The organism is Bradyrhizobium sp. 157 (assembly GCF_023073815.1).
In the GTDB taxonomy this organism is placed as follows: domain Bacteria; phylum Pseudomonadota; class Alphaproteobacteria; order Rhizobiales; family Xanthobacteraceae; genus Bradyrhizobium.
In genome coordinates this window covers 40074-63297 of record NZ_JADPKF010000013.1, presented here as the reverse complement: position 1 = coordinate 63297, position 23224 = coordinate 40074, and the positions used below count along the sequence as shown (strand labels likewise).

General features: G+C 62.7%; 25 protein-coding genes. 12 read left to right on the top strand and 13 right to left on the bottom strand.

Translation table 11 applies throughout. The annotated features are described in order from the left end of the window. Positions 1-252 precede the first annotated feature (252 nt). The 5 genes from IVA95_RS02240 to IVA95_RS02220 are packed head-to-tail and all read left to right on the top strand — an operon-like array spanning position 253 to position 3842. A complete protein-coding gene (locus IVA95_RS02240; RefSeq protein ID WP_247509012.1) occupies positions 253-894 on the top strand; it encodes a DUF1285 domain-containing protein in 642 nt (213 codons plus the stop codon). Then, positions 891-1568: a CoA pyrophosphatase gene (locus IVA95_RS02235; protein ID WP_213252187.1), complete on the top strand. Its 678-nt coding sequence runs from the start codon at positions 891-893 to the stop codon at positions 1566-1568. Before IVA95_RS02240 ends, IVA95_RS02235 begins: the two co-directional genes overlap by 4 nt. After that, positions 1565-1828 carry a DUF6111 family protein gene (locus tag IVA95_RS02230; protein WP_247509011.1) on the top strand — a complete coding sequence of 88 codons (264 nt, stop codon included), beginning with the start codon at positions 1565-1567 and terminating at the stop codon, positions 1826-1828. The genes IVA95_RS02235 and IVA95_RS02230 overlap by 4 nt, the downstream gene beginning before the upstream one ends. After that, positions 1825-3084, top strand: a complete 1260-nt coding sequence (locus IVA95_RS02225; RefSeq protein ID WP_247509010.1) for a CCA tRNA nucleotidyltransferase — start codon at positions 1825-1827, stop codon at positions 3082-3084. The genes IVA95_RS02230 and IVA95_RS02225 overlap by 4 nt, the downstream gene beginning before the upstream one ends. Next, positions 3081-3842: a sulfite exporter TauE/SafE family protein gene (locus IVA95_RS02220; RefSeq protein WP_247509009.1), complete on the top strand. Its 762-nt coding sequence runs from the start codon at positions 3081-3083 to the stop codon at positions 3840-3842. Before IVA95_RS02225 ends, IVA95_RS02220 begins: the two co-directional genes overlap by 4 nt. Here IVA95_RS02220 and IVA95_RS02215 read toward each other — a convergent pair whose 3' ends face one another. The 7 genes from IVA95_RS02215 to IVA95_RS02185 form a co-directional block, all read right to left on the bottom strand. Next, a complete protein-coding gene (locus tag IVA95_RS02215) occupies positions 3843-4901 on the bottom strand; it encodes a hypothetical protein (RefSeq protein ID WP_247509008.1) in 1059 nt (352 codons plus the stop codon). It lies immediately after the preceding gene. Positions 4902-5046: 145 nt separating this feature from the next. Further along, on the bottom strand, positions 5047-5775 hold the full coding sequence (locus IVA95_RS02210) for an HAD family hydrolase (protein WP_247509007.1): 729 nt from the start codon (positions 5773-5775) through the stop codon (positions 5047-5049). 143 nt (positions 5776-5918) lie between these two features. Continuing rightward, positions 5919-6176, bottom strand: coding sequence for a DUF2158 domain-containing protein (locus IVA95_RS02205; protein ID WP_247509006.1), 258 nt, complete (start codon positions 6174-6176; stop codon positions 5919-5921). Positions 6177-6244: 68 nt separating this feature from the next. Next, positions 6245-7132, bottom strand: coding sequence for an oxygen-dependent coproporphyrinogen oxidase (gene hemF, locus IVA95_RS02200; protein WP_247509005.1), 888 nt, complete (start codon positions 7130-7132; stop codon positions 6245-6247). A 122-nt stretch (positions 7133-7254) separates the two neighbouring features. Continuing rightward, on the bottom strand, positions 7255-7620 hold the full coding sequence (locus tag IVA95_RS02195; RefSeq protein WP_247509004.1) for a 6-carboxytetrahydropterin synthase: 366 nt from the start codon (positions 7618-7620) through the stop codon (positions 7255-7257). 16 nt (positions 7621-7636) lie between these two features. After that, entirely contained in the window at positions 7637-8269 is a 633-nt protein-coding gene (queE, locus tag IVA95_RS02190; protein WP_247509003.1) for a 7-carboxy-7-deazaguanine synthase, read from the bottom strand. Beyond that, entirely contained in the window at positions 8266-8751 is a 486-nt protein-coding gene (locus IVA95_RS02185) for a tRNA (cytidine(34)-2'-O)-methyltransferase (RefSeq protein ID WP_213252197.1), read from the bottom strand. Before IVA95_RS02185 ends, queE begins: the two co-directional genes overlap by 4 nt. 279 nt (positions 8752-9030) lie before the next feature. Between IVA95_RS02185 and petA the strand changes: the two genes are divergently transcribed. From petA to IVA95_RS02160, 5 genes are all read left to right on the top strand, one after another. Further along, on the top strand, positions 9031-9561 hold the full coding sequence (gene petA / locus IVA95_RS02180; RefSeq protein WP_247509002.1) for a ubiquinol-cytochrome c reductase iron-sulfur subunit: 531 nt from the start codon (positions 9031-9033) through the stop codon (positions 9559-9561). A gap of 68 nt (positions 9562-9629) precedes the next feature. After that, positions 9630-11702, top strand: coding sequence for a cytochrome c1 (locus tag IVA95_RS02175; RefSeq protein WP_247509001.1), 2073 nt, complete (start codon positions 9630-9632; stop codon positions 11700-11702). A gap of 149 nt (positions 11703-11851) precedes the next feature. Continuing rightward, the gene (locus IVA95_RS02170; protein WP_247509000.1) at positions 11852-12526 is read left to right on the top strand and encodes a dienelactone hydrolase family protein; all 675 of its coding nucleotides are present in this window, start codon (positions 11852-11854) and stop codon (positions 12524-12526) included. 35 nt (positions 12527-12561) lie between these two features. After that, the gene (locus IVA95_RS02165) at positions 12562-13464 is read left to right on the top strand and encodes an NAD-dependent epimerase/dehydratase family protein (RefSeq protein ID WP_247508999.1); all 903 of its coding nucleotides are present in this window, start codon (positions 12562-12564) and stop codon (positions 13462-13464) included. Between the two features lie 86 nt (positions 13465-13550). Beyond that, positions 13551-13778 carry a hypothetical protein gene (locus IVA95_RS02160; protein ID WP_247508998.1) on the top strand — a complete coding sequence of 76 codons (228 nt, stop codon included), beginning with the start codon at positions 13551-13553 and terminating at the stop codon, positions 13776-13778. A 303-nt stretch (positions 13779-14081) separates the two neighbouring features. On the opposite strand, the gene IVA95_RS02155 is transcribed toward IVA95_RS02160, so the two are convergent. Beyond that, entirely contained in the window at positions 14082-15080 is a 999-nt protein-coding gene (locus IVA95_RS02155) for a VOC family protein (RefSeq protein ID WP_247508997.1), read from the bottom strand. A 325-nt stretch (positions 15081-15405) separates the two neighbouring features. Here IVA95_RS02155 and IVA95_RS02150 point away from each other — a divergent pair, with 325 nt between their 5' ends. Continuing rightward, on the top strand, positions 15406-17565 hold the full coding sequence (locus IVA95_RS02150) for an anthranilate synthase component I (RefSeq protein ID WP_247508996.1): 2160 nt from the start codon (positions 15406-15408) through the stop codon (positions 17563-17565). A gap of 122 nt (positions 17566-17687) precedes the next feature. Next, on the top strand, positions 17688-18227 hold the full coding sequence (locus IVA95_RS02145) for an adenine phosphoribosyltransferase (RefSeq protein WP_057841738.1): 540 nt from the start codon (positions 17688-17690) through the stop codon (positions 18225-18227). A 93-nt stretch (positions 18228-18320) separates the two neighbouring features. Here the strand turns inward: IVA95_RS02145 and IVA95_RS02140 are convergent, their stop codons facing one another. The 5 genes from IVA95_RS02140 to IVA95_RS02120 form a co-directional block, all read right to left on the bottom strand. Continuing rightward, positions 18321-18989, bottom strand: coding sequence for a hypothetical protein (locus IVA95_RS02140; RefSeq protein WP_247508995.1), 669 nt, complete (start codon positions 18987-18989; stop codon positions 18321-18323). Between the two features lie 59 nt (positions 18990-19048). Next, positions 19049-19801 (bottom strand): hypothetical protein, encoded by a 753-nt coding sequence (locus IVA95_RS02135; protein ID WP_247508994.1) that lies wholly within the window; start codon positions 19799-19801, stop codon positions 19049-19051. Positions 19802-19968: 167 nt separating this feature from the next. Continuing rightward, positions 19969-21159: a M48 family metallopeptidase gene (locus IVA95_RS02130; RefSeq protein ID WP_247508993.1), complete on the bottom strand. Its 1191-nt coding sequence runs from the start codon at positions 21157-21159 to the stop codon at positions 19969-19971. Between the two features lie 179 nt (positions 21160-21338). After that, on the bottom strand, positions 21339-21899 hold the full coding sequence (locus tag IVA95_RS02125) for a LemA family protein (RefSeq protein WP_213252208.1): 561 nt from the start codon (positions 21897-21899) through the stop codon (positions 21339-21341). Positions 21900-22186: 287 nt separating this feature from the next. After that, the gene (locus tag IVA95_RS02120) at positions 22187-23167 is read right to left on the bottom strand and encodes a small ribosomal subunit Rsm22 family protein (RefSeq protein ID WP_247508992.1); all 981 of its coding nucleotides are present in this window, start codon (positions 23165-23167) and stop codon (positions 22187-22189) included. Positions 23168-23224: the final 57 nt, after the last annotated feature.

Here is a 23224-nt window from a genome sequence, read left to right as displayed (position 1 = left end):
CCTTCAAGCACCTAACCGCTCATGACACCGCTGGTTGCGTCGTCATGCCACGAACTCATGCTAAACCTATGCAAAGGCCATGCATTCGTTGAATTAAACTATCCCCACATTATCGGTATTTCGGGGTATGAACGGCATCACGATATGGCGACTTGATCCGCAATAGTACGGACCCAAATCGTCGGGAACACATATCTCGGTATATGTGTGCACCAATCGTGCCAATCGAGGCGCCGAGACTCAGGGCAAACAATGGCGAAGCAAGGGCAAACCAGCGGCCAGCGGCACGAAGGCAAGGATTCTGACAGCAAGGGCCTTGAAGGTCTGACGGTTGCGGCCAGGGAAGCAGTCAATCGCACCCAAGCCGGAAAGGCATTGCCTCCGGTCCATCTGTGGAATCCGCCGTTTTGCGGCGATCTCGACATGCGCATCGCCGGCGACGGTACGTGGTTCTACATGGGGACGCCAATCGGGCGTCCGGCGCTGGTGCGGCTGTTTTCGACCATTCTCAAGCGCGAGGACGGCAAGCACTTTCTCGTGACCCCGGTCGAGAAGGTCGGCATCCGCGTCGACGATGCGCCGTTCCTGGCGGTGGAGATGCAAAACGAGGCCGGCGATCGCGGCCGGCTGCTCCGCTTCCGCACCAATGTCGACGACTGGGTGCCGTGCGATTCCGCGCATCGCCTGCGCTTCGAGATGGCGGCCGACGGTGGGCTGACTCCCTACCTGCATGTCCGCGCCGATCTGTGGGCGAAGGTGACGCGCGCGCTTTATTACGATCTGGTTGACTTGGGGGAAGAGCGGATGGTCGATGGTCAGCCGATGTTCGGCGTCGAGTCCGGCGGCGAGTTCTTTGCCATGGCGGACGCGAAGCAGATGAGGGATGCGGTTTGAACGAGCCGATGCTGAAGAAGATGGAAGCGGCGGCTCCGGTCAACTCGACCGAGTTCTTCGCGCGAAGCAAGGCCCGGCTGAACTTCGACGTGCCGCCCGGTCTGGTCGATCCCAACATCGTTCCGCGGACTGGTGATGCGGGCAACGACCGCATGCTTGAGATCATCGCGCGCGAGCAGCCGGTGCGCCCGGCGGCAGTGTTGATCCCGGTGGTCGATCATCGCGAGCCGACCGTATTGCTCACGCAGCGCTCGCCGCATCTTTCCAGCCACGCCGGCCAGATTTCCTTTCCGGGCGGCAAGATCGATGCAACCGACGCTTCGCCGCTCGATGCCGCCTTGCGCGAGGCGGAGGAGGAAGTCGGTCTCAAGCGCGAGTTCATCGAGCCGATCGGCTATCTCGATCTTTATGGAACCGCCTTCGGGTTTCGTATCCTGCCGACAGTGGCGCGTGTGAAGCCCGGCTTTGAGCTGACGATCAACGAAGGCGAGGTGGTCGACGCCTTCGAGGTCCCGCTGGCTTTCCTGATGAATCCCGAGAACCATCAGATCCATTCCAAGGAATTCCGCGGCATGGAGCGCTCCTATTATGCCATGCCGTTCGCCGAGCGTTACATATGGGGCGCGACCGCGGGGATCCTTCGCGTGCTATATGAGCGGATTTATCTCGCATGATCCGTCCGATTCTAACCGAAATCGCAATATTCCTGATCCCGTTCGCGGTCTACGCGCTGTTCCTGATTGCCACTCGTTCCGGCGTCTTCGCGTCCTCCTCCTGGCCGGCACATCTTGTTGCCAAACTAGCGCTGGGATCGCTGCTGCTGGTCGCCATCAGCTTCGTCCTGCTGGCGCAGTTTTCCGGCGCACCGCCGAATTCGACCTATGTTCCGGCGCAGCTGGAAGACGGCAAGCTGGTTCACGGGGGGGAGAAATGAGCGAGGCACGCGTGCTGTTGGACGCGCCCTGGCTCAGATCCGGTCCGGCCGCGCGCGTGCTCGCGTTGCTCAATGGCGATGGCGAGGAAGCCCGCGTGATCGGCGGCGCCGTGCGCAATGCGCTTCTGAAAATTCCTCTCGGCGATGTCGATATCGCGACAACGGCGTTGCCCGACGAGGTCGTCCGCCGCGCCAAGGCGGCCGGCATCAAATGCGTCCCGACCGGGATCGACCACGGCACGGTCACGCTGGTCGTCGAATCTCACCCATTCGAGGTTACGACCTTGCGTGAGGACACCGAGACCTTTGGCCGCAAGGCCAGGGTTGCGTTCGGGCGCAACTGGGTTCGCGATGCGGAACGGCGCGATTTCACCCTCAACGGGCTTTCCGTCGACGCCGAGGGCGTCGTGCATGACCATGTCGGCGGGCTTGCCGATATCCAGGCCAAACGCGTGCGTTTCATCGGCGACGCCGGACAGCGCATCGCCGAGGATTCTTTGCGCATCCTGCGCTTCTTTCGCATGCATGCCGCCTACGGGACGGGCGAGCCCGATCGTGCCGGATATCTCGCCTGCATCGACGGGCGCGCGGGGCTTTCGAGCCTTTCCGCCGAACGCGTGCGTATGGAGATGTTGAAGCTGTTGATCGCAGAAGGCGCCGCGGTTTCGGTGCAGGCGATGGCGGATGCCGGCCTGCTGCTGCTGATCTTCGGCGGCGTCGCCTACACGGGGACATTCGCGGCGATGATCGCGGCTGAACGGGCGCTGGGCCTGCCGCCGAGCGCCGTGCGCCGGCTCGCCGCGCTTACGGTCGCCGTCACCGAGGACGCCAGGCGCGTCTCGGCGCGGCTTCGGCTTTCCAACGCGGAGGCCAAAGCGCTGGATTCGATGGGCCATCGCTGGTGGCGGCTTGCGAGCAAGGACGACGCGCGAGCGCGGCAGCTTCTCTATCGGCTCGGCGAGGCTCCCTACCGCGACCGGCTGATGCTGGCGTGGGCGCGGGCAGGCGGCATCGATAATGGCGCCGCGCGCTGGCGTGAGCTTGCAACGTTGCCGCAGCGCTGGAGCGCGCCGAAATTTCCGCTGAAAGCGGCCGACTTCATCTCCCGCGGCATTGCCGAAGGTCCCGGCCTCGGTCACGTGCTGACGCTTGCGGAAGACGCCTGGTTGGCCGCGGATTTTCCGCTTGAACCATCCGCGCTTGCCGCGATCGCCGACCAGGCCGCCGCCCGTTTCACCCGCGATCACCGGCTGTGAATATTCTGGCCGGGTTTGCCGATGTTTCACTAGGTCAACTCGTGCTGGTTGGAGGCATGGCGCTATTGGCCTCCGTCATCGGCGGGCTTGCCGGCTATGGTACCGGCGCCTTGATGCCGCTGGTCCTCGTGCCGCTGGTCGGCGCCGAGCCCGTGGTGCCGATCATCGCGATCTCAGCGATCTTCACCAATATCAGCCGCTTCGTGGCGTATTTTCGTTACGCGGACCGGCGGCGCGCGCTGATCGTGATCGGCGCCGCCATGCTCACAACAGCGCTCGGCGCCTATGGCTACACGCGGCTGACCAGCGCCGGTGCGGCGCTCGTAATCGGCGGCATGCTGGTCCTGAGCGTGCCGCTACGCCGGCTGGCCAAGCATTGCGATATCAGGATCGGCGACACCGGCCTTGGTGTCAGCGCGGTGGGTTATGGTGTGGTGGTCGGCGGCACATCAGGTTCCGGGGTGATCCTGCTGTCGTTGTTGATGGCGTCTGGTCTCGAGGGAGCTGCCGTGATCGCTACCGATGCGGTGATCTCGGTCGTGACCGGTCTCATCAAGATTTCGGTGTTCGGCCTTGCCGGCGTCGTCACCGCGCAGGTGCTGGCCTTTGCTCTCTTGATCGGTGCCATCGCGATTCCCGGCGCGTTCCTCGCAAAAGCTTTCGTCGAGCGCATGCCGGTGCACATCCACACCGCGATCCTCGACGCCGCCGTGATGGTCGGCGGCCTCGTCATGATCACCGCGGCGCTGCGGCACTGATCAATGTGTGAGCGATGCCGTGCGGATCGGGAAGCAGTTGATGTTCGGTATGTTGCGGACGAGCGGCACGCTGCACAGGAAGCCGACCGGACGGTACTTCACCCGAATTCGCTCCATCTGATGCAGCGCCAGGCTGCTGAACGCGCTGACCCGGCCGGCCAGATCGTCCAGTTGGGCATTGATCTCTTTCTCGCGCTCGACGATTTCCTTCTCCTTCGCGATGTCCCGATCGCTTCGGGAGGCCCATTGCCGCGCTGCTGCTAGTCTGTCGTGCGCGGCCTCGAAGCAGTAGTGCATCGTCAGGACATGGTGCTTGGCGCTGTACCAATAGATTCGCTTTGCTGCCCTGTCCTGAGGGCCAGCGCAGATCCGGACGAATGCATCTTTGGGCTTGGTCCGGTCGTCGACGCCCCGTTTCTCGGCGATTGCGCAATATTCATCGTCTGCAACTTCCTTGGTGGGCGTATCGTCCTCGGCATGCACGTTTCCGAACGCCGGAAAATTGTACTTGTCGGAACAGTCCAAGGCGTAGTCGCGCAACACCTGCCGTGACAGCGGATCGTTGCCGATGTTATGCTTCTCGGCCGGGTCGCGATAGGTATTGCTTGCCCAGTCGATATAGACTTCCGCCTTTCGCGTCAGCACGTCGATATTTTCGCGCAGTGCGATCCGCGCCTTTTCGTAACGCTCGGAAATCGCCTGCGCATTCTTGGTGTCGAGCGCCTTGTCGCTGGCGTCGAACTTTTCCCTGACGGCGCGCGTGAAACCGGAATACAGGGTTTGCTGCAATGCCTGCATTTCGGCGAATGCGCGCGAAATCTCAGTATACGTCGCTGTCGCCGCAGCCATGTCTTCCTTGGCTTGGCTCCCGACCTTCTCCTGATAGGCGTTGAGGTACTGGAAATAGCCGACCACAAGGCTGCTCGCCACGGTAACCATCGACAGCCCTTTGACGATGTCGAGCCCGTGATTGAACTTCCAGAGCCACCTGAGCGGGGCGGATTTTGGTGCGATATCGTCTGCCGCAGGCGGCTGCTTGTGCGTGTCGTCGTTCGGCATTGGTGAACTCCCATCCCACGGACTTCAACCTTCGACCAACGCCGGTACGATCTGCGATTGCGGGCTACCGCACTGTGAGGCAACGCACATTGCACGCGATCGTGTAATGCCGCGGTGAGCCGATAGTGGAACTTCTGACGCTCTTTCACCCCTTGCGGGGCAGCAGCTCCGGCAGCGAGCGAATGATGCGGTCGGGCTTCACGGTGGAATCCGGCGGCAGGCCGTCGCCATGCACGTCGATCCAGATAGCGTAGATGCCGAGCCGCTGCGGCGCCACCACTTCCCATTCCAGATTGTCGCCGATCATCCAGGTCTCGGGTGCGGTGACGCCGAGCGCCTGCATCGCGTGCAGATAGGCGCGCTCATCCGGCTTGCCGAAACCGTGCTCGCCCTCGATCTGGATGTGATCGAAGCGGTGCGACAGCGCAAAGCGCTCGACCTTGGCGCGCTGGGCACCTGCGGCGCCATTCGTCACCAGCGCCAGCTTGACGCCGCGGGCCTTCAGTTCGTCGATGGCGTCATGCGCGCCGGGGAAAACGAACATTTCCTCTTCTCGGTAGGCGGTGAAGCGATCTGCCAACCGTATCGCGAGGTCTTCAGGCAAAACGTGACCGCCTTCGGCAAGCGCGGCAAATCCGTTCCTGACGGTGACGCGCCGAGCTTCATCGAGCTTCAGCCGCCATTCGGCTTCGGCAACGGCCCAGAATTTCCGCGCGGAATCCAGAACGGCGGCGGCAACCTGCTGCGAGGTCAGGGGCGCGAACTCGGCGGCGAACTCGGACGTGACATTGTGCCAGGCGATCTCCGGGCGGCCATAGGCCGACAGGATGGTGTCATCCATATCGATCAGCATCGCGCGGGGCAGGTGGGTCATTGTTTCGCGGCCATCTCACTTCGAGCATCGTCGGCCGCCGGAAGCAGCGACGGACTTGCCGCGAATATCAGATCACCCGCACCGGGTCCAATCCCGGGAAACGACGCCGCCGGACCATCAATCCGGCGGCGTCAAAAAGTGCCTCACGCAACCTTGTTGGCGCGGTCGTCCTCTTCCTCGTCCTCGGCTTCCTCTTCGTCCTCGTCCTCGTCGTCTTCTTCGTCGTCCTCTGACGTATCGGGTTCGGCGAGCTCCAGGACGGCAAGCGGCAGCGTCTCGCGGAACAGATCGCCTTCATTGCCCATCCATACGCACGCAACGTTGCCGTCTTTGACCTCCACCACACTGAGAGGGTGGCCGCCGGACTTCAGAATGACGACGTCGCCTGGTTTCAAATCCATGATCTACTCCTCGGATTACATGACACGAATCGCACCATAGCGATCAGTCATGACAACCAATCATGCGATCATGGCCACTTTACCTCTGGCGGCATCGACGAGAGGATAGAATCCACATTGCCGCCGGTCTTTAGCCCGAAGATCGTGCCGCGGTCGTAGAGCAGATTGAACTCGACGTAGCGCCCGCGCCGGATCAACTGTTCCTCGCGGTCGGCGGCATTCCAAGGAAGGGCGAAATTGCGGCGGACCAGCTCAGGATAGATTTTCAGGAAGGCGCGGCCGACCTCCTGGGTAAAGGCGAGGTCGGCGTCCCAGTCGCCCGAGTCATGCCAGTCGTAGAAGATGCCACCGATGCCGCGTGCTTCCTTGCGATGCGGCAAATAGAAATATTCGTCACACCATTTTTTATACTTGTCGTAGTCGGCGACGCTGTTCGGTCCGCCACATGCCTCTTTCATCGCCTGATGGAAGGCCAGCGTGTCGGGGTCATCCTGGGTGCGCCGGCGGTCGAGCACCGGCGTCAGGTCCGCGCCGCCGCCGAACCAGGCCTTGGTGGTGACCACGAAGCGGGTGTTCATGTGCACCGCCGGCACATGTGGGTTGCGCATGTGCGCGATCAGCGAAATGCCTGATGCCCAGAATCTGGGATCGTCAGCCGCGCCCGGAATTTGTGCGCGGAACTCAGGGGCGAACTCGCCATGCACGGTCGAGCAGTGCACGCCGACCTTCTCGAACAGCCGCCCGCGCATCATCGACATCACCCCGCCGCCGCCCGGCTTGCCGGTGTGGTCGGTGCGGTCCCAGGGCGTGCGGACGAAGCGCCCGGGTTCGCCGGGATAGAGAGCAGGCGGCGCGTCGTCTTCGAGCCGCTCGAAGGCCGCGCAGATGTCGTTGCGCAATGCTTCGAACCAGGCCCTCGCGCGCGTCTTGCGATCCTCGATGACTGACATGTCCATGCGGTCGATCCGTGTCCTTCCTGTCCGTCATTGCGAGGAGCGAAGCGGCGAAGCAATCCATTCTTTTCGTGGCACGATGGATTGCTTCGCTCCGCTCGCAATGACGGAAAAGTGTATCTCTCCTAGCCCTGCGGCCCGAAATACGTGCAGCTCTCGTTGCAACTGTCGCGATGAACGCTGACGCGGGTGATTTGGCCGGCGTGCTGGACCCGCTCGAAGATGTAGCGCGAAATGTTCTCCAGCGTCGGCGTCCCCAGCGCCTCGACGTTGTTGAGGAGCTTGTGGTCGAGGGTTTTCCGGACTTCTTCCATGCTGCGTTCGAGCAGGCCGAGATCCAGCACCATGCCGGTTTCCGGGTCGGGCGTGCCGCGCACGCTCACTTCGGCGCGAAACGAGTGGCCGTGAATTTCCTCGCTGGCCGCGCCGAAGGTTGTTCCCTTCAGGGAATGCGCAGCTTCGAAGCGAAACGATTTCGTCAATTCCCACATCTTGAAAATCTACATCCTATCTGATGCCAAGTGTCTTGTGCGTCTGCAGGCTGAGCCGCCATTGCGGATGGCGTAGGCAGTAATCGACCGCACGCGCGGTGTTCTCGATCACGTCGGGCCCATCCATCGGCTGCAGCGAAAAGCGCTCGAAATCGAGGTCCGCAAAATTTTCCGGCGGCGCGCCCGCCTGCGGATAGACCAGCTTCAATTCGTGACCGCGGCGCACCACAAGATCGGCGCCGGCTTTCGGACTGACGCAGACCCAGTCCACCCCTTCGGGCGGCTCGATCGTGCCGTTGGTCTCGATACCAATGGCGAAGCCGCGCGCATGCAGTGCATCGATGAAGGCGGGATCGACCTGCAGCAGCGGCTCGCCGCCGGTCAGGACCACATAGCGGTTGGTGCTGTCGCCCGTCCATTGCCCGGCGATAGTATCGGCGAGTTCGTCCGCCGATGCATAGCGGCCCCCGAGCGTGCCGTCGGTGCCGACAAAGTCGGTATCGCAGAACTTGCAGATGGCGCTGGCGCGGTCCTGCTCGCGGCCGCTCCAGAGATTGCAGCCGGAAAAGCGGCAAAACACCGCCGCGCGGCCCGCATGCGCGCCTTCGCCCTGCAAGGTCAGAAATATCTCTTTGACCGCGTAGCTCACCATCTCTCCTTGAGAACCGCGTCCGCTTGTACCGCGGAACCGGTCTGCCGCAGCGCCTCGCCTAATGCCATGGCGGCGGCCATGGCGACATTGAGCGAACGCAAGCCCGGCCTGATTGGAATCACCAGCCGCGCATCGGCGGCAGACACAACTTCGGCGGTAACCCCTGCGGATTCGCGCCCGAACAGCAGCACATCGTCCGGCCGGTAGTTGAAATCCAGATAGGAACTGGAGCCCTTGGTCGTAAACAGCACCAGCCGGAAACCCGCCTCGTTACGCCATTGCTCGAATTTTTGCCATGAGTCATGGCGCGTGATGGCGACATGATCTAGATAGTCCATTCCCGCCCGGCGGAAATGGCGGTCCGAGGTCGCAAATCCGGCCGGCTCTATAATATGGGCGGCCACGCCCAGGCATGCACACAGGCGCAGAATCGTCCCGGTGTTCTGGGGAATATCGGGCTGGAAGAGGGCGATATGCATGTGTCTAGGCTTCGGACGCGCGGATGAAATGACTGAATAATCACGGTCGGGCGCTGATTTAGTGCATTGCACGCTTGCGAGCCGATAGCGGGCTTGCGCTCTCACGGCAAGGGTGCCAATAGAACGATTCTGGACTGCTTGTTCCGCCGGAATGGGGGAGGAAAAGCGGTTTTTTCTGCCGCCGCGGGGGCCGCGGGCGCCGGCAGCCTCCTCCGGGGCGCGCGTTTGCGCGGGTCCGGGGCGGTTCCGCTGGTTGCAGATAAGAAAGGGCTTGAGATCGTGACGACAGCGTCTTCGGCGGACAATCCGACACGCCGTGATTTCCTTTATGTTGCAACGGGAGCCGTCGCCGCCGTAGGCGGGGCCGCCACGGTGGTGCCGCTGGTTTCCCAGATGAGTCCGGATGCCTCGACGGTCGCGGCAGGTGCACCGATCGAGGTCGACCTGACCCCGATCGCCGAAGGACAGGACATCAAGGTGTTCTGGCGCGGCAAGCCGATCTACATCAGCCATCGAACCAAGAAGCAGATCGAAGAGGCCCGCAAGGTGCCGGTATCGAGCCTGCCCGATCCGCAGAGCGATGAGCAGCGGGTTAAGCCGGGCCATGACCAGTGGCTGGTCGTGGTCGGCATCTGCACGCATCTCGGCTGTATCCCGATCGCCAATGAGGGCGCCTACAACGGCTTCTTCTGCCCCTGCCACGGTTCGGTGTACGACACCTCGGGCCGCATCCGTCAGGGACCCGCGCCGACCAATCTGGCCGTGCCACCCTACACCTTCGTTTCCGATACCAAAATCCAGATCGGCTAAGGGCTCGGACGCCAGTCCGAGACCCCCCTTAAGTCGTCGCGTCGTTTTACTTCCTCAGGATCGCATCAATGAGCGGACCATCCGATTTCCAGCCGACCAATCCCGCCTTGAAGTGGATCGAACGGCGCCTCCCGATCATGGGACTCATGCATTCCTCGTTCGTGGCGTATCCGACGCCGCGTAATCTGAACTACTGGTGGACGTTCGGCGCGATCCTTTCGTTCATGCTGGGTGTTCAGATCCTGACCGGCGTGATCCTGGCGATGCACTACACGCCGCATGCCGATCTCGCCTTCAAGTCGGTCCAGTTCATCGTCCGCGACGTCAACTACGGCTGGCTGCTGCGCAACATCCACGCCAGCGGCGCCTCGATGTTCTTCTTCGCCGTCTACATTCACATGTTCCGCGGCCTCTATTACGGGTCGTACAAGGAGCCGCGTGAAGTGCTGTGGATCCTCGGCGTCATCATCTATCTCCTGATGATGGCGACCGGCTTCATGGGTTACGTGTTGCCGTGGGGCCAGATGAGCTTCTGGGGAGCCACCGTCATCACCAACCTGTTCTCGGCCGTGCCGTATTTCGGCGAGAGCATCGTGACGCTGTTGTGGGGCGGCTATTCGGTCGGCAATCCGACGCTGAATCGGTTCTTCTCGCTGCACTACCTGCTGCCGTTCGTGATCGCCGGCGTGGTCGTGCTGCACATCTGGGCGCTGCATGTGGCGGGCCAGAACAATCCGGCCGGCGTCGAGCCGAAGACCGAAAAGGACACGGTGCCGTTCACGCCTTACGCGACCATGAAGGACATGTTCGGCGTCTCCTGTTTCATGCTGTTCTTCGCATGGTTCATCTTCTACATGCCGAACTATCTCGGTGACGCCGAGAACTACATTCCGGCTAATCCCGCTGTAACGCCCGCGCACATCGTGCCGGAATGGTACTATCTGCCGTTCTACGCCATCCTGCGCTCGATCCCGAACAAGCTTGCCGGCGTCGTGGCGATGTTCGGTGCGATCATCATTCTGGCGTTCCTGCCCTGGCTCGACAGCGCCAAAACGCGCTCGTCGAAGTACCGCCCGCTGGCCAAGCAGTTCTTCTGGATGTTCGTTGTGGTCTGCATCGGCCTCGGCTATCTCGGCGCGCAGCCGCCGGAAGGCATCTATGTTATCGTCGGCCGCATCCTGACCTTCCTCTACTTCGCCTATTTCCTGATCCTGCTGCCGTTGCTGGCGCGGATCGAGAAGCCCCGTCCGGTGCCGAACTCGATCGCGGACGACGTGCTGGCAAAGACGGGCGGCAAGCCTGCGCCGATGGTCTCGACCGTGATCGCGCTGATGGTGGCCGGCGGTCTGCTTCTGGGCGGCGCCGAGAGCGCCCGCGCCGCCGAAGGCAGCACCAAGCCGCCGGCGCAGAAATGGTCGTTTGCAGGCCCGTTCGGCAAGTTCGACCGCGGCGCCATGCAGCGCGGCTTGAAGGTCTACAAGGAAGTCTGCGCGTCCTGCCATGGCCTCTCGTTTGTCGCCTTCCGCAATCTCGCTGAACCCGGCGGTCCCGGCTATTCGGTGGCCCAGGCCCAGGCGTTCGCCTCCGAGTACAAGGTCAAGGACGGCCCGAACGACCAGGGCGAGATGTTCGAGCGGCCGGGCCGGCCCGCCGATTATTTCCCATCGCCGTTCCCCAACGAGCAGGCGGCGCGTGCGGCCAATGGCGGCGCCTTTCCCCCGGACCTGTCGCTGATCACCAAGGCGCGCAGCTACGGCCGTGGCTTCCCGATGTTCCTGATCGATTTCTTTACCCAGTATCAGGAGCAGGGACCGGATTACCTCACGGCGCTGTTGCAGGGCTATGAAGACAAGCCGCCGGCTGGCTTCAATCTGCCGGAAGGTTCCTATTACAACACCTACTTCCCCGGCCACGCTATCAAGATGCCGAAGCCGTTGAACGACGGCCAGGTCACCTACGACGACGGCTCGCCGGCCACGGTTGCGCAATACGCCAAGGACGTCACCCACTTCCTGATGTGGGCCGCAGAGCCGCACATGGAGGCGCGCAAGCAGATCGGCCTCCAGGTGTTCGTGTTCCTGATCGTGCTCACCGTCTTGCTGTACTTCACCAAGAAGAAGGTCTGGGCCAACGCCCACTGATCACGGCGTCTTTACCGCAATTCGGAAAAGCCCCTGCGGGGGCTTTTTTATTGGGCGCAGCAATGCGCCGACAGGCGATTGCGTCCGGCTCTTGCAGCCGCCAAAATGGCCGCAAGCATCACGTTCAAGAAGCAGTCCCGGAGGAACCCATGGGCACCCACATCACCTTCAAGCGTCCGGACGGCAAGGAAACCGCCGGCTATCTCGCCAATGCCGCGCGCGGCAACGCGCCGGGCGTGGTGGTGGTGCAGGAATGGTGGGGCCTGTCGGAGAACATCAAGGGCCTGTGCGACCGCTTTGCGATGGCCGGCTTCGATGCGCTGGCGCCCGATCTCTACAAGGGCGTCGTGGTGCCGTATCACGATACGGAGGCGGCCAACGCGCAGATGACCTCGCTCGATTTCATGGACGCCACTACTCAAAATGTACGTGGCGCCGCGCAATATCTCGCACGCAATGGCGCGAAGGTGGGTCTCACCGGCTTCTGCCTCGGCGGCGCCGTGACCATCATCGGCGCGACCAAGATTCCGGAGCTAGCGGCGGGCGTCGTGTTCTACGGTATCCCGCCGGAGCAGGCCGCCAAACCGGCCGACGTGAAGATCCCGCTGCAGGCGCATTTCGCCAACAAGGACGATTGGTGCACGCCGGCCGCGGTCGACGCCTTCGAGAAGGCGATGAAGGACGCCGGCAAGTCGCTCGAGCTGTTCCGCTACGATGCTGAACATGCCTTCGTGAACGAGCAGCGCATGGCCGTGCATGATCGCGAGGCCGCCGAGCTCGCCTGGGGCCGGGCGACGGAGTTTTTCAGGAAGCATCTCGGCTAAGTTGAGCGCATCTCAGCAAAGGCGGGTGGCCGCGCATGAAAATCTTTTGCACCGGCGCATCGGGCTATATCGGCGGGTCGGTTGCGGCTCATCTCGTCGCCGCCGGCCATCAGGTCACCGGTCTTGTTCGCTCCCGCGAAAAGGCAGATGCCGTTCGTGCGTTCGGCATTGAGCCGGTGATGGGCACGCTGGATGACGCGCAAGTTCTCGCGCGCGCTGCGCAGGCGGCCGATGTTGTTGTGAACGCCGCAAGTGCCGACCACAAGGGCGCCGTCGTCGCACTGCTCGATGCTCTCGCCGGAAGCGGCAAGTCCTTCATCCACACATCAGGATCGAGCATCGTCGGCAGCCGCTCCCGCGGCGAGCGCTCCGATGACATCTTCGACGAAGATACGCCGATCACGCCGTCGCCCGCGCGCGCCGCACGGGTCGAGCTGAACCACTTCATACTCGGCTTTCACGACAAGGGCTGCCGCCCAGTCATCATCTGTCCGAGCCTGATCTACGGCATCGGCCACGGGGCAGGGCGCGACAGCGTGCAGGTGCCGTTGCTGATCAAGCTGGCCAAAAAGCGCGGCAATGCCACGCATGCCGGCCCCGGCGAGAACATCTGGTCCAACGTGCATATCGACGATCTCGTGCCGCTCTATGCGCTCGCGATCGGGAAGGCGCCAGCCGGTGCGTTCTATTTCGCCGAAAACGGCGAGAGCTCGATGCGTGAAGTGTGTGAGGCCATCAACCGCATGCTGGGTTTTGCGGGATCGCCAACGGCGATGTCGATGCAGGAGGCTGCCGCCGAATGGGGCGAGGGTACTGCAGAGGATACGATGGCTTCGAATAGCAGGGTGCGGGCGAAACGCGCGCGGCAGGAACTTGGATGGCGGCCGGCCGCATGCGGCCTGATCGAGGAGATCGAGAGCGGGTGTTATCGGGAGTAGCCGCATATCGGCTGTTTCCGCGCGAGCACCGTCGCGAGGTGAGGCTCCTCCTCGCATTTCATTCCGTGTTGCGTTAGGATGCTGCAATGACCAAGGTTCTCGAAGACGCTATCGAAAAGGTACGAAAGCTACCCGAAGATCGGCAAGCCTATGCCGCGGAGGTACTCGAACAGATTGCTGCCGCCAGCGGCGATCCGTTCGTTGTGCCGGAAGCACACCGCGCTGCAGTGCTTGAAGGTATTGGACAGGCTCGGCGCGGTGAATTTGTCAGCGAAGAAGAAATGGCAGCACTTTGGGCGAAGTGTGGCCTGTGAGACTACGGTACGCGCCGCGTGCCCGCGCTGACATTGCCGAAATCCACGAGTACATTTCGCAACACAGTCCGCGCGCAGCTTCTGCAGTCGTTAATCAAATACGCATCACAGGTCGGCTAATAGCTGAACATCCCGGAGTTGGACGAGAGACAGACATTCCCGGCGTTCGCGTGCTTCCAACGGCCCGCTATTCGTTGCTCGTCTACTACCACATTCTCGGCGATGATTTGGTCGTCGTGCATGTCCGGCATGGTCGCCGCGACACGCCAGGGGCGGATGAATTCTAAGATTTGCCCTTCATTGTCAGCCCTCGCGCACCCCGTCCCACCACGGGCACGTCCCCGACATCAGCTTGTAATTGCCCTCCATCACCTGCACCGGCGCGCGCAGGCCAGAGGCTGCGGCGCGCAGGCGCATCTCGCGCGCGACTGCGCGGTCTTCGGGCGGCAGCCAGACGCGCTCGTGGCCCCACAGGCTCGGGCCGTCATGCATCTCGACCGGCTGCCATGTCGCGGGATCGATTTCGCGGCCGCCCCAGCCGCACTCGATCATGAAGGACGACGGTGTCTTGGCGTAGAACGAGGTCATGAAATCGTTGGTGTGCCGGCCGAGCGTGACGCTGACGCGGCCTTCCTCCGTCTGCGCAATGTCGTAGCACTGGCCGACATCGTCGAGCGAGAACAATTCCACCATCAGATGATGCATGCCGTTCCTGCCGGTCTCGATCAACGCGAGGCTATGATGCCGCGCGTTGACGTGGAAGAAGTAGGCGCGGAACGGTTTTGAGATGTAGTCGGAGAGGCCGAAGCCGAGCACGTCGACATAGAACGCCATGACCGGTTTGATGTTCTCCACCGTCAGCACGGCGTGCCCGAGCCCAAGCGGGCCAGTGCGGAAGCCCGAGATCGACCGCCCCGGTATGAAAGGCGTGTCGTCGATCTCCGCGCCGTAGAACGCCTCCAGCCGGTTGCCGGCGGGATCTTGGAACGAAATCAGGCTGCGCACGCGGCGCGCGTCGGCCCGCGTCTGCGGTTCAGCTACAACATGCACGCCGGCCGTTTCCAGCCGCGCCGCCAGCGCATCAAGCGCTGCGGCATCTGCGACCTCCCAGCCGAAGAAACGCGTGCCTTCGCCCATTGCGCGATCGATGACGATGCGCTGCTTGCGGTCATCCATCCGGAACGCCAGCAGTGAATTGCTACGCTCGACTGCCTGCAGCCCGACGAGACCGGTCCCGAACTGCCGCCAGTCCTCGAGGCTATCAGATCCGAAGCCGGCATATCCCAGACCCAGCAGTGTCATCCTTGCCTCCATCGGTTGCAGTCTTTGCGCATTGAAAGCGCCGCTGCTTGCTCAAATCCTACGCAAGTTTGGTGCCGCCCGACACCCAAAGTTCGGCTTGGGGCGGGCGTCTCGGCCCATCCCCTCCCTTGACATCGCCTCCGCCGGATGGTGATAAGGTTCCCATGAGCACCGTCGTTACCCCTTCCCGTCTCTGGTGGCGCACCTCCTAAGAGGTGGCCGGTGCGATTTCATTTTTCAATCGTCGAAGGTCGCCATCGCAGTGCGACGGTCCCTTCGTTTGTCCTGTGTGGCGCGCCCTCCCGAAGTTTCGTAAGAGGATCACATGAATAGGACAGCCTTCTCCCTGCCCGAGCACAGCGAATACCGGACCAGCGGCGGTCTGGCAGTTTCGCGCGCCGTCGAGCAATTCACCGGCAACGCCAAGCGCCTTGACGACCTGATCGATCTGCTCGATCGCCGCCGCGGCGTGGTGCTGTCCTCCGGCACCACGGTGCCGGGGCGTTATGAAAGCTTTGACCTCGGCTTTGCCGATCCGCCGCTGGTGCTGGAAACGGCCGGCTCGAATTTCTCGCTCCAGGCGCTGAACGCGCGCGGCGAGGTGCTGATCGCCTTTCTCGGAGACGTGCTGCGCGAGCCCTGCGTCGTCATTTCGGAGCGAAGCCCGACGCGGCTGGCCGGCCACATCATCCGCGGCGCCGCGCCGGTCGAGGAAGACCAGCGCACCCGCCGTGCCAGCGTGATGTCGCTGGTCCGCGATCTCGTCGCTGCCTTCACCGCAAATGACGATCCGCTGCTCGGCCTGTTCGGCGCCTTCGCCTATGACCTCGTGTTCCAAATCGAGGACCTCGTGCAGAAGCGGGCGCGGGAGGCTGACCAGCGCGACATCGTGCTCTACGTACCGGATCGCCTTTTGGCCTACGACCGTGCGACCGGCCGCGGCGTCGTGCTGAGCTACGATTTCTCGTGGAAGGGGAAGTCCACCCAAGGTCTGCCGCGCGAGACCGCCGAGAGCATTTACGTTAAAGCACCGCGGCAAGGCTTTGCCGACCACGCGCCCGGCGAATATCAGGCGACGGTCGAGGTCGCGCGCGCGGCGTTCGCCCGCGGCGACCTGTTCGAGGCGGTGCCAGGGCAACTCTTCGCCGAGCCCTGCGAGCGTTCGCCGGCGGAAGTGTTCCAGCGGCTCTGCCGCATCAACCCGTCGCCCTATGGCGCGCTGATGAATCTCGGGGACGGCGAATTTTTGGTGTCGGCCTCGCCGGAGATGTTTGTTCGCTCCGACGGCCGCCGTGTCGAGACCTGCCCGATTTCGGGCACCATCGCGCGCGGCGTTGATGCGATCGGCGATGCCGAGCAAATCAGGCAATTACTGAACTCGGAAAAGGACGAGTTCGAGCTCAACATGTGCACCGACGTCGACCGCAACGATAAGGCGCGGGTCTGCATCCCCGGCACGATCAAGGTGCTGGCGCGGCGGCAGATCGAGACCTATTCGAAACTGTTCCACACCGTTGACCATGTCGAAGGCATGCTGCGCCCGGGCTTTGATGCGCTGGATGCCTTCCTGACCCACGCCTGGGCAGTTACCGTGACGGGGGCGCCGAAACTGTGGGCGATGCAGTTCGTCGAGGACAATGAGCGCTCGTCGCGGCGCTGGTACGCCGGCGCGATCGGCGCCGTGAATTTCGACGGCAGCATCAACACCGGGCTGACCATCCGTACCATCCGCATGAAGGATGGGCTGGCCGAGGTGCGCGTCGGCGCCACCTGCCTGTTCGATTCCGATCCGGCCGCCGAAGACCGCGAGTGCCAAGTGAAAGCGGCCGCGCTGTTCCAGGCGCTTCGGGGCGACGCGCCGAAGCCGCTGTCGACCTTTGCACCCGATGCGACCGGTTCGGGCCGCAAGGTGCTCTTGATCGATCACGACGACAGTTTCGTTCATATGCTGGCGGATTATTTCCGGCAGGTCGGCGCAAGCGTGACCGTGGTCCGGCACGTGCATGCACAGGAGATGCTGAAGCGGAAGGGCTGGGATCTCCTGGTATTGTCGCCGGGCCCGGGTCGCCCTGAAAATTTTGGAATCTCGAAGACCATAGGCACGGCGCTGGACCGGAAACTGCCGATCTTCGGTGTCTGTCTCGGCGTGCAGGCGATCGGCGAATATTTTGGCGGCCAGCTTGGTCAGCTCACCCAGCCGGCGCATGGACGGCCATCGCGGGTTCAGGTGCGCGGCGGGCGCTTGATGCAGAACCTGCCGAATGAGATCGTGATCGGCCGCTACCATTCGCTCTATGTCGAGCGCGACAGCGTGCCCGATGTTCTCGAAGTCACCGCGACCACGGAGGACGGCGTCGCGATGGCGATCGAACACAAGATCCTGCCGGTCGGCGGCGTGCAGTTTCACCCGGAATCGCTGATGTCGCTCGGCGGCGAGGTGGGGCTGCGTATCGTCGAGAATGCGTTTCGGCTGAATGCGAATTGAAGGCAGCCGTCATTGCGAGGAGCGTAAGCGACGAAGCAATCCATTCTTTCTCGATGCGGCGCTGTGGATTGCTTCGCTTCGCTCGCAATGACGGTGAACAAACGAGGGGTTGAGAAAAACCAATGACATTCGATCACGACATCAAGGCCACCGTCCGCACAATTCCGGACTACCCGAAAAAGGGCATTCTGTTTCGCGACATCACGACCCTGCTGGCAGATGCGCGCGCCTTTCGTCGTGCCGTCGATGAGCTGGTGCAGCCGTGGGCTGGATTGAAGATCGACAAGGTCGCCGGCATCGAGGCGAGGGGATTCATCCTCGGCGGCGCGGTCGCGCATCAGGTTTCCGCCGGCTTTGTGCCGATCCGAAAAAAGGGCAAGCTGCCGCATACCACCGTGCGGATCGCCTATTCGCTGGAATACGGCCTCGATGAAATGGAAATGCATGCCGACGCGGTCCATCCCGGCGAGCGCGTCATCCTGGTCGACGATCTCATCGCCACCGGCGGCACCGCGGAAGGCGCGGTGAAATTGCTGCGCCAGATCGGCGCCAACGTGGTCGCGGCCTGCTTCATCATCGATCTGCCCGATCTCGGCGGCGCCGCCAAATTGCGCGCGATGGAAGTGCCGGTGCGTACGCTGATGGCGTTCGAGGGGCATTGAATCCCGACAGTTGGCCGTTCCCCGGATGCTGCGTGCCGCTTTGCGGCGTGCGTCAATATTACCCGGGTGAAAATTCCGGTCGCGGCGCGGACTTCACTGCCGCTGCGGGAGCAGGCTGAACTCGAGCTCGCGAAAACTGGTGTAGTTCCTGCGGATCCACTGGTGCAGCTCGGTCGACGTATCCCGCTCGTTGCGCAAATAGTCGGTAAAGGAAAAGGTCAGGCGGTCGATATAGGTCTTCAGGAACGAGGGCAGCGCCGATATGCGCAGCACCCGCCCCAAACCCATCGCCTCGGGCAGTTCGCCACGCACCACGTACTCGTTGTCGACCGCAATCAGCGCGTTCAGCGGGATCTGCTCCCGTAACGTCGAATAGGCGCGCGCGGAAACGCGGTCGGTATCGGCAACGAACAGGATGATCGGCGCGACGCCACGCCGCGCGGCCTCCTTCAGGAAGCCAATCTCGTTGATCATCTTGAAGAACTCGTCGAACGCATGAAAGCCGAGGTCGATCACCTTGGCGATACCGTCGTTGACGATCAGGTGATCCATGAGCTGCATCTTGCCATAGGTGTCCACCACGTCGGCCGTCTCAGTGATGCGCGGCAGATACTCGAGCAGCGATGGTTCCTTCAAGTTGATGTCGAAGGAAGATACCGTCCCATCCTTCAGCAGCAGGAACTCGCTCAACAGACGCGCGAGCAGCGTCTTCCCGACCAGCGGCCGGGGCGAGCAGATGATGTAGACAGGCGTGGAGCTCATCACCCGCTATATCAAAGGAATTTTCCGCCTAATCCAGCCCCGTCGCGGCGGCTATCCGACTATTTTTCGCCGCCGCGCACGCCAGGCTTGGCGCCGACGAGATCGGTCAGCTTGATGCGGTCGAACTCGCTCCAGACGTTGGCGAGCCAGTGCCGGACATAGCCGCGCAGCACGAACGAGTAGTTCGCGGCCTCGTCGTCCTTGCCCTTGTTGGCGACGAATTTGAGGAACGGCACCGAGGAGACCTCGACCTGCTCGTAGGCCATTTCATTGAGCTTGGGGATCGTGAGTTCGGTGGCGTCCTTGATGCGGTGGAAATAGGAATTGTAGGTCGACTGGTCCCACTGGAAGAACTGGGTGTCGTTGATGAAGTTCTTCACCAGGTAATATTTGGCGCCCTGCATGAAGTTCGCGGTCTCGGCGATTTCGTCCAGCGAGGCGATCGAGGGGCCCAGTATATGGAACACGGAGAAGGTGATCTGTCCCGCCTTCGCCGCATCGAGAAAGCCGATGTCGCGGAGCGAAGCCAGTGCCGGCGACAGCAGTCCGGCGCGGACGTCGATCACGGTGACCGAGGGACTGACCGCGTTCAGCGTGTCGAAGATCTTCATCTGATCCGAGGTCGTCGTCATGTCAACGATCTCGGTAATATCCGGGTGGAAGCGCTTCAGGGTGCCGCGCGGCGATTCGGTGTCGAATGCCCGGGTCGGCACGTTGTTGGCGCTGAAATAGTCCAGGAGCGTCCGCGACACGGTCGTCTTCCCGACCCCGCCCTTATCGGCGCCCACCACAATCACGACTGGCTTTGCCATGGAATTCCCTTGAAACAGCAGTTCCGACCGCGGGAGCGGCCGGCATGCCCCATTCCCTGCTTTGGGCGCGAACATGGCAGAAACAAGGGAGAATTCAATTCATTAGACGGCCGTCGCCATTATTCCGCACGGAATTCGTTAATCCGGCGCGTCGGCAGGACAGCCGTTTAGCGGTGCGGGCCCCAAGGGCCGTCCAGGCAGCCGGGGCGCGCGTCCGGAACGCGGGCGGGCTCGCTGGCGTCGCTCCACAGGCCGCGGGGAACCGGCGGTTGGAGTTGCTCCGTGGGCGATTCCTTCGACTCATCGGGTTCAGCTGCCATATCCGACGGGAGGGCGAGCGGGCCGGGATCACGGCCGCCGGCAAACTGCACCAGCGCCTTGACGCGCGCATCCACCGACGGATGGGTCGCGAACAGGTCGGCAAAGCCTTCGCGCGGATTGTCGACACAGAGCTCCATGACTGCAGACGTCGCGCCGGGTAGTTCGCCGCGATTTTCGATCTTGCGCAGCGCCGTGATCATGGCGTCGGGGTTCTTGGTCAGTTCGACCGAGCCGGCGTCGGCCAACAGTTCGCGCGACCGCGATAGCGCCAGCTTGACGACCTGCGACAACAGCCAGGCCAGCAGGATCAGCACCACCGCAATGATGATGGCGATGATTGCGCCGCCGCCCCCCTTGCCGCGATCGGACGACGACGAAGAGGACGATGATGACGAAGACGATGACGACCAGTCCCTGCCGCTCGAATTCCACGACAGGTTAGTGAACATGCGAAAGAACAATTCGCCGAAAAAGCCGACCACGCCGGCGATAATGACGGCGACTACCATCAACTGCACGTCGCCATTGCGGATATGCGTGAGCTCGTGGCCGAGCACGGCCTCGATCTCCTGGTCGTTGAGCGCCTGCAGAAGGCCCGACGTCACCGTAATGGAATATTGCCGCCGGTTGAGGCCGGTGGCGAAGGCGTTCAGCGCCGGGCTGTCCATCACCTTCAGTTTCGGCATCGGGATCCCGCGCGAGATGCAAAGGTTTTCCAGCAGATTATAGAGCCGCGGCTGTTGCTGCCGCGTCACGCTCGCGCCGCCGGTCACGGCGTCGATCATGTTCTGGTGGAAGAAATAGGCGATCACGATCCACAAGGCGGCGATAATCGTGGCGTAGGGGAAAGCTGCGATCAGGTCGCGCGAGGCGCGCGTCAGATAATAGTTGAGTGAAGCACCGCCGTTGAGCACCACTTCCGCAACCAGCGCGCCGGCAAAGACCAGCACGTAGATCAATAGAAACAGGCCGGCGAGCATCAGCATCGAACGAAACTTGTTCGATGCGATATGCGTGTATAGACCATACGCGGCCATGATGGGCTATCCCTCGTCATTCCGGGGCACGCCAACGGCGTGAACCCCAATGTGCAATTGCACATTGTGGAATCTTGAGATTCCTTGGGGAGAGGAGATTCTCCGATGTGCAATTGCACATCGTAGTTCGATGCTTTGCATCGCCCCGGAATGACGGGGAAAGCGGAGTACCATATCGATCAGAACTTCACGCTCGGCACCGTCTCGACTTCGGTGCGGCTGGCGCCGAGGTCGAAGAATTCCTTGCGGGTGAAGCCGAACATGCCGGCGAACAGCGCCGCGGGAAGCTGCTGGATGCCGGTGTTGTATTCCTGGACCGCGTTGTTGAAGAAGCGGCGGCTGGCCGCGATCTTGTTTTCGAGGTCGGAGAGTTCGCTAGCGAGCTGCTGGAAATTGGCGTTGGCCTTGAGGTCCGGATAGGCCTCCGACAACGCGATCAGGCGACCGAGCGCGCCGCTCAACTGGTTCTCTGCCGCGGAGACTTGCGCCGGCCCCTGCGCCGACATCGCGGAATTGCGCGCCTTGATAACGTCGTCGAGCGTGCCGCGCTCGTGCGAAGCGTAGCCCTTCACGGTCTCGACCAGGTTCGGGATCAGGTCGTGGCGCTGCTTGAGCTGCACGTCGATGTCGGCAAAGGCCTGGCCGACGCGCTGGCTGAGCGCGACCAGGCGGTTATACGCAGCGAACGCAAACAGCACGATGATGACGATGACGCCGAGAACGATCCAGCCGGTCGACATGCAGACAACTCCTGTGGGACGAAGAGGCAGGGAAACTAGACGAAAAACCGGGCGTGCGGCAGCCCGCCTGCGAGGTGGGTATAGCGTTAGTCGGAAATGGTACGGGATAAGTTCAAGGCCGGATTTGTGTCGGTTTGCGTGTCCCGGACGCGGTGCAGCGTCTCTTTGACGGTGCACCGCAGAGCCCGACCCACCGCGCCGGTAGAGATGGGCCCCGGATCAGCAACGCACCACGCCGCAAGTGCGGCGCGCTGCGCAGCATCCGGGGCACGAGACCGATATCCAGATCAGCTCTCTTCTCTCACCGCATCGCCCCACCGCCAGCGGCGCGCACGGGCATAACCCGCCTTGGCGCGGCGAGGCACTTTCGTAAAGGAGAGACCTTCCGGCGTGCAGAGCTTGGCGGTTATTTCGATCTTGCTGATGATCGGTTGCGCCAGCACGCGGGAAAATCGCCGATCGTCAACCGGCGCGCGCGTCAGCGCCACATAAGCGAATTTCTCGTCCTCGTACGGCAGCTCCGCGCCCTTGACCTGCTTGTGCGCGCGCGACCGCTGCAGGCGTTGGGTGAAATGGCACCAGTCCGGGGCCTGAAGCGGGCATTGTCTGTCGTGCGGGCAGGGGGCGACGACATGCGCGCCAAGGGCGATCAGGTGCGCGCGCAGCGCAATGATCCGGGCGTAGCCGGCGGGCGTGCCGGGTTCGACCACGAGCAGCGTGTCGTGGGTCTTCTGCCACAACAGTTCGGCGAGCGCGCGTTGCTTGGCTTCGCCGAGCTCGCCGATCATGTAGCTCGCCACAACAAGGTCTGCCGTATCCGCTTTGGCAAGCGCGGCGCCGGCTTCGCCACGTTCATAAGCGATGCCGCGCAGCCGGGTGCTGTCGCGGGCAAGGTCCAGCGCCAGCGTGCGCAGCGCGTCGTTGGCGTCCAGCAGCGTGAAGTCCGTCAGCGACGGGAATGCTTCGGCCGCAGCCCATGTGGCCGTGCCCGGCCCGGCGCCGACGTCGAGCAGGGTCTTTGGGGTGAATTCAGGTCTGTTCTCGATTGTTGCGTTCAGGCTGGCAGTGACCGCGGCATAGGTTGCGGGCATCCGCGCCAGCGCATAGGCGAGCGCGTCCGTCTCTGAGCGGATGGTCGTGGAGCCGCCGCCGCTGCGGTAGATCTGAGAGATCGATGCGGCGCGGCCGGCGGCCTCGTTGCGCGAGAAGCCGCGCAACTTGCCGTCGAGGGCCGCCTTCAGTTCGGCGGGTAGGTCGGGTGAAGTCATCTATCTGCCGTCATGCCCCGCGAAGGCGGGGCATCCCGTACGCCGAGACGGTTGAAG

Bases quoted from the DNA above. Each gene is read 5' to 3' on its own strand.
- IVA95_RS02145 (WP_057841738.1), top strand. From the start codon at position 17,688: ATGACATTCGATCACGACATCAAGGCCACCGTCCGCACAATTCCGGAC.
- IVA95_RS02135 (WP_247508994.1), bottom strand. From the start codon at position 19,801: ATGGCAAAGCCAGTCGTGATTGTGGTGGGCGCCGATAAGGGCGGGGTC.
- IVA95_RS02195 (WP_247509004.1), bottom strand. From the start codon at position 7,620: ATGTGGGAATTGACGAAATCGTTTCGCTTCGAAGCTGCGCATTCCCTG.
- IVA95_RS02170 (WP_247509000.1), top strand. From the start codon at position 11,852: ATGGGCACCCACATCACCTTCAAGCGTCCGGACGGCAAGGAAACCGCC.
- IVA95_RS02230 (WP_247509011.1), top strand. From the start codon at position 1,565: ATGATCCGTCCGATTCTAACCGAAATCGCAATATTCCTGATCCCGTTC.
- IVA95_RS02140 (WP_247508995.1), bottom strand. From the start codon at position 18,989: ATGAGCTCCACGCCTGTCTACATCATCTGCTCGCCCCGGCCGCTGGTC.
- IVA95_RS02205 (WP_247509006.1), bottom strand. From the start codon at position 6,176: ATGGATTTGAAACCAGGCGACGTCGTCATTCTGAAGTCCGGCGGCCAC.
- IVA95_RS02225 (WP_247509010.1), top strand. From the start codon at position 1,825: ATGAGCGAGGCACGCGTGCTGTTGGACGCGCCCTGGCTCAGATCCGGT.
- IVA95_RS02155 (WP_247508997.1), bottom strand. From the start codon at position 15,080: ATGACACTGCTGGGTCTGGGATATGCCGGCTTCGGATCTGATAGCCTC.
- IVA95_RS02125 (WP_213252208.1), bottom strand. From the start codon at position 21,899: ATGTCGACCGGCTGGATCGTTCTCGGCGTCATCGTCATCATCGTGCTG.
- IVA95_RS02165 (WP_247508999.1), top strand. From the start codon at position 12,562: ATGAAAATCTTTTGCACCGGCGCATCGGGCTATATCGGCGGGTCGGTT.
- IVA95_RS02150 (WP_247508996.1), top strand. From the start codon at position 15,406: ATGAATAGGACAGCCTTCTCCCTGCCCGAGCACAGCGAATACCGGACC.
- IVA95_RS02120 (WP_247508992.1), bottom strand. From the start codon at position 23,167: ATGACTTCACCCGACCTACCCGCCGAACTGAAGGCGGCCCTCGACGGC.
- IVA95_RS02210 (WP_247509007.1), bottom strand. From the start codon at position 5,775: ATGACCCACCTGCCCCGCGCGATGCTGATCGATATGGATGACACCATC.
- IVA95_RS02240 (WP_247509012.1), top strand. From the start codon at position 253: ATGGCGAAGCAAGGGCAAACCAGCGGCCAGCGGCACGAAGGCAAGGAT.
- IVA95_RS02215 (WP_247509008.1), bottom strand. From the start codon at position 4,901: ATGCCGAACGACGACACGCACAAGCAGCCGCCTGCGGCAGACGATATC.
- hemF (WP_247509005.1), bottom strand. From the start codon at position 7,132: ATGGACATGTCAGTCATCGAGGATCGCAAGACGCGCGCGAGGGCCTGG.
- IVA95_RS02130 (WP_247508993.1), bottom strand. From the start codon at position 21,159: ATGGCCGCGTATGGTCTATACACGCATATCGCATCGAACAAGTTTCGT.
- IVA95_RS02175 (WP_247509001.1), top strand. From the start codon at position 9,630: ATGAGCGGACCATCCGATTTCCAGCCGACCAATCCCGCCTTGAAGTGG.
- IVA95_RS02160 (WP_247508998.1), top strand. From the start codon at position 13,551: ATGACCAAGGTTCTCGAAGACGCTATCGAAAAGGTACGAAAGCTACCC.
- IVA95_RS02185 (WP_213252197.1), bottom strand. From the start codon at position 8,751: ATGCATATCGCCCTCTTCCAGCCCGATATTCCCCAGAACACCGGGACG.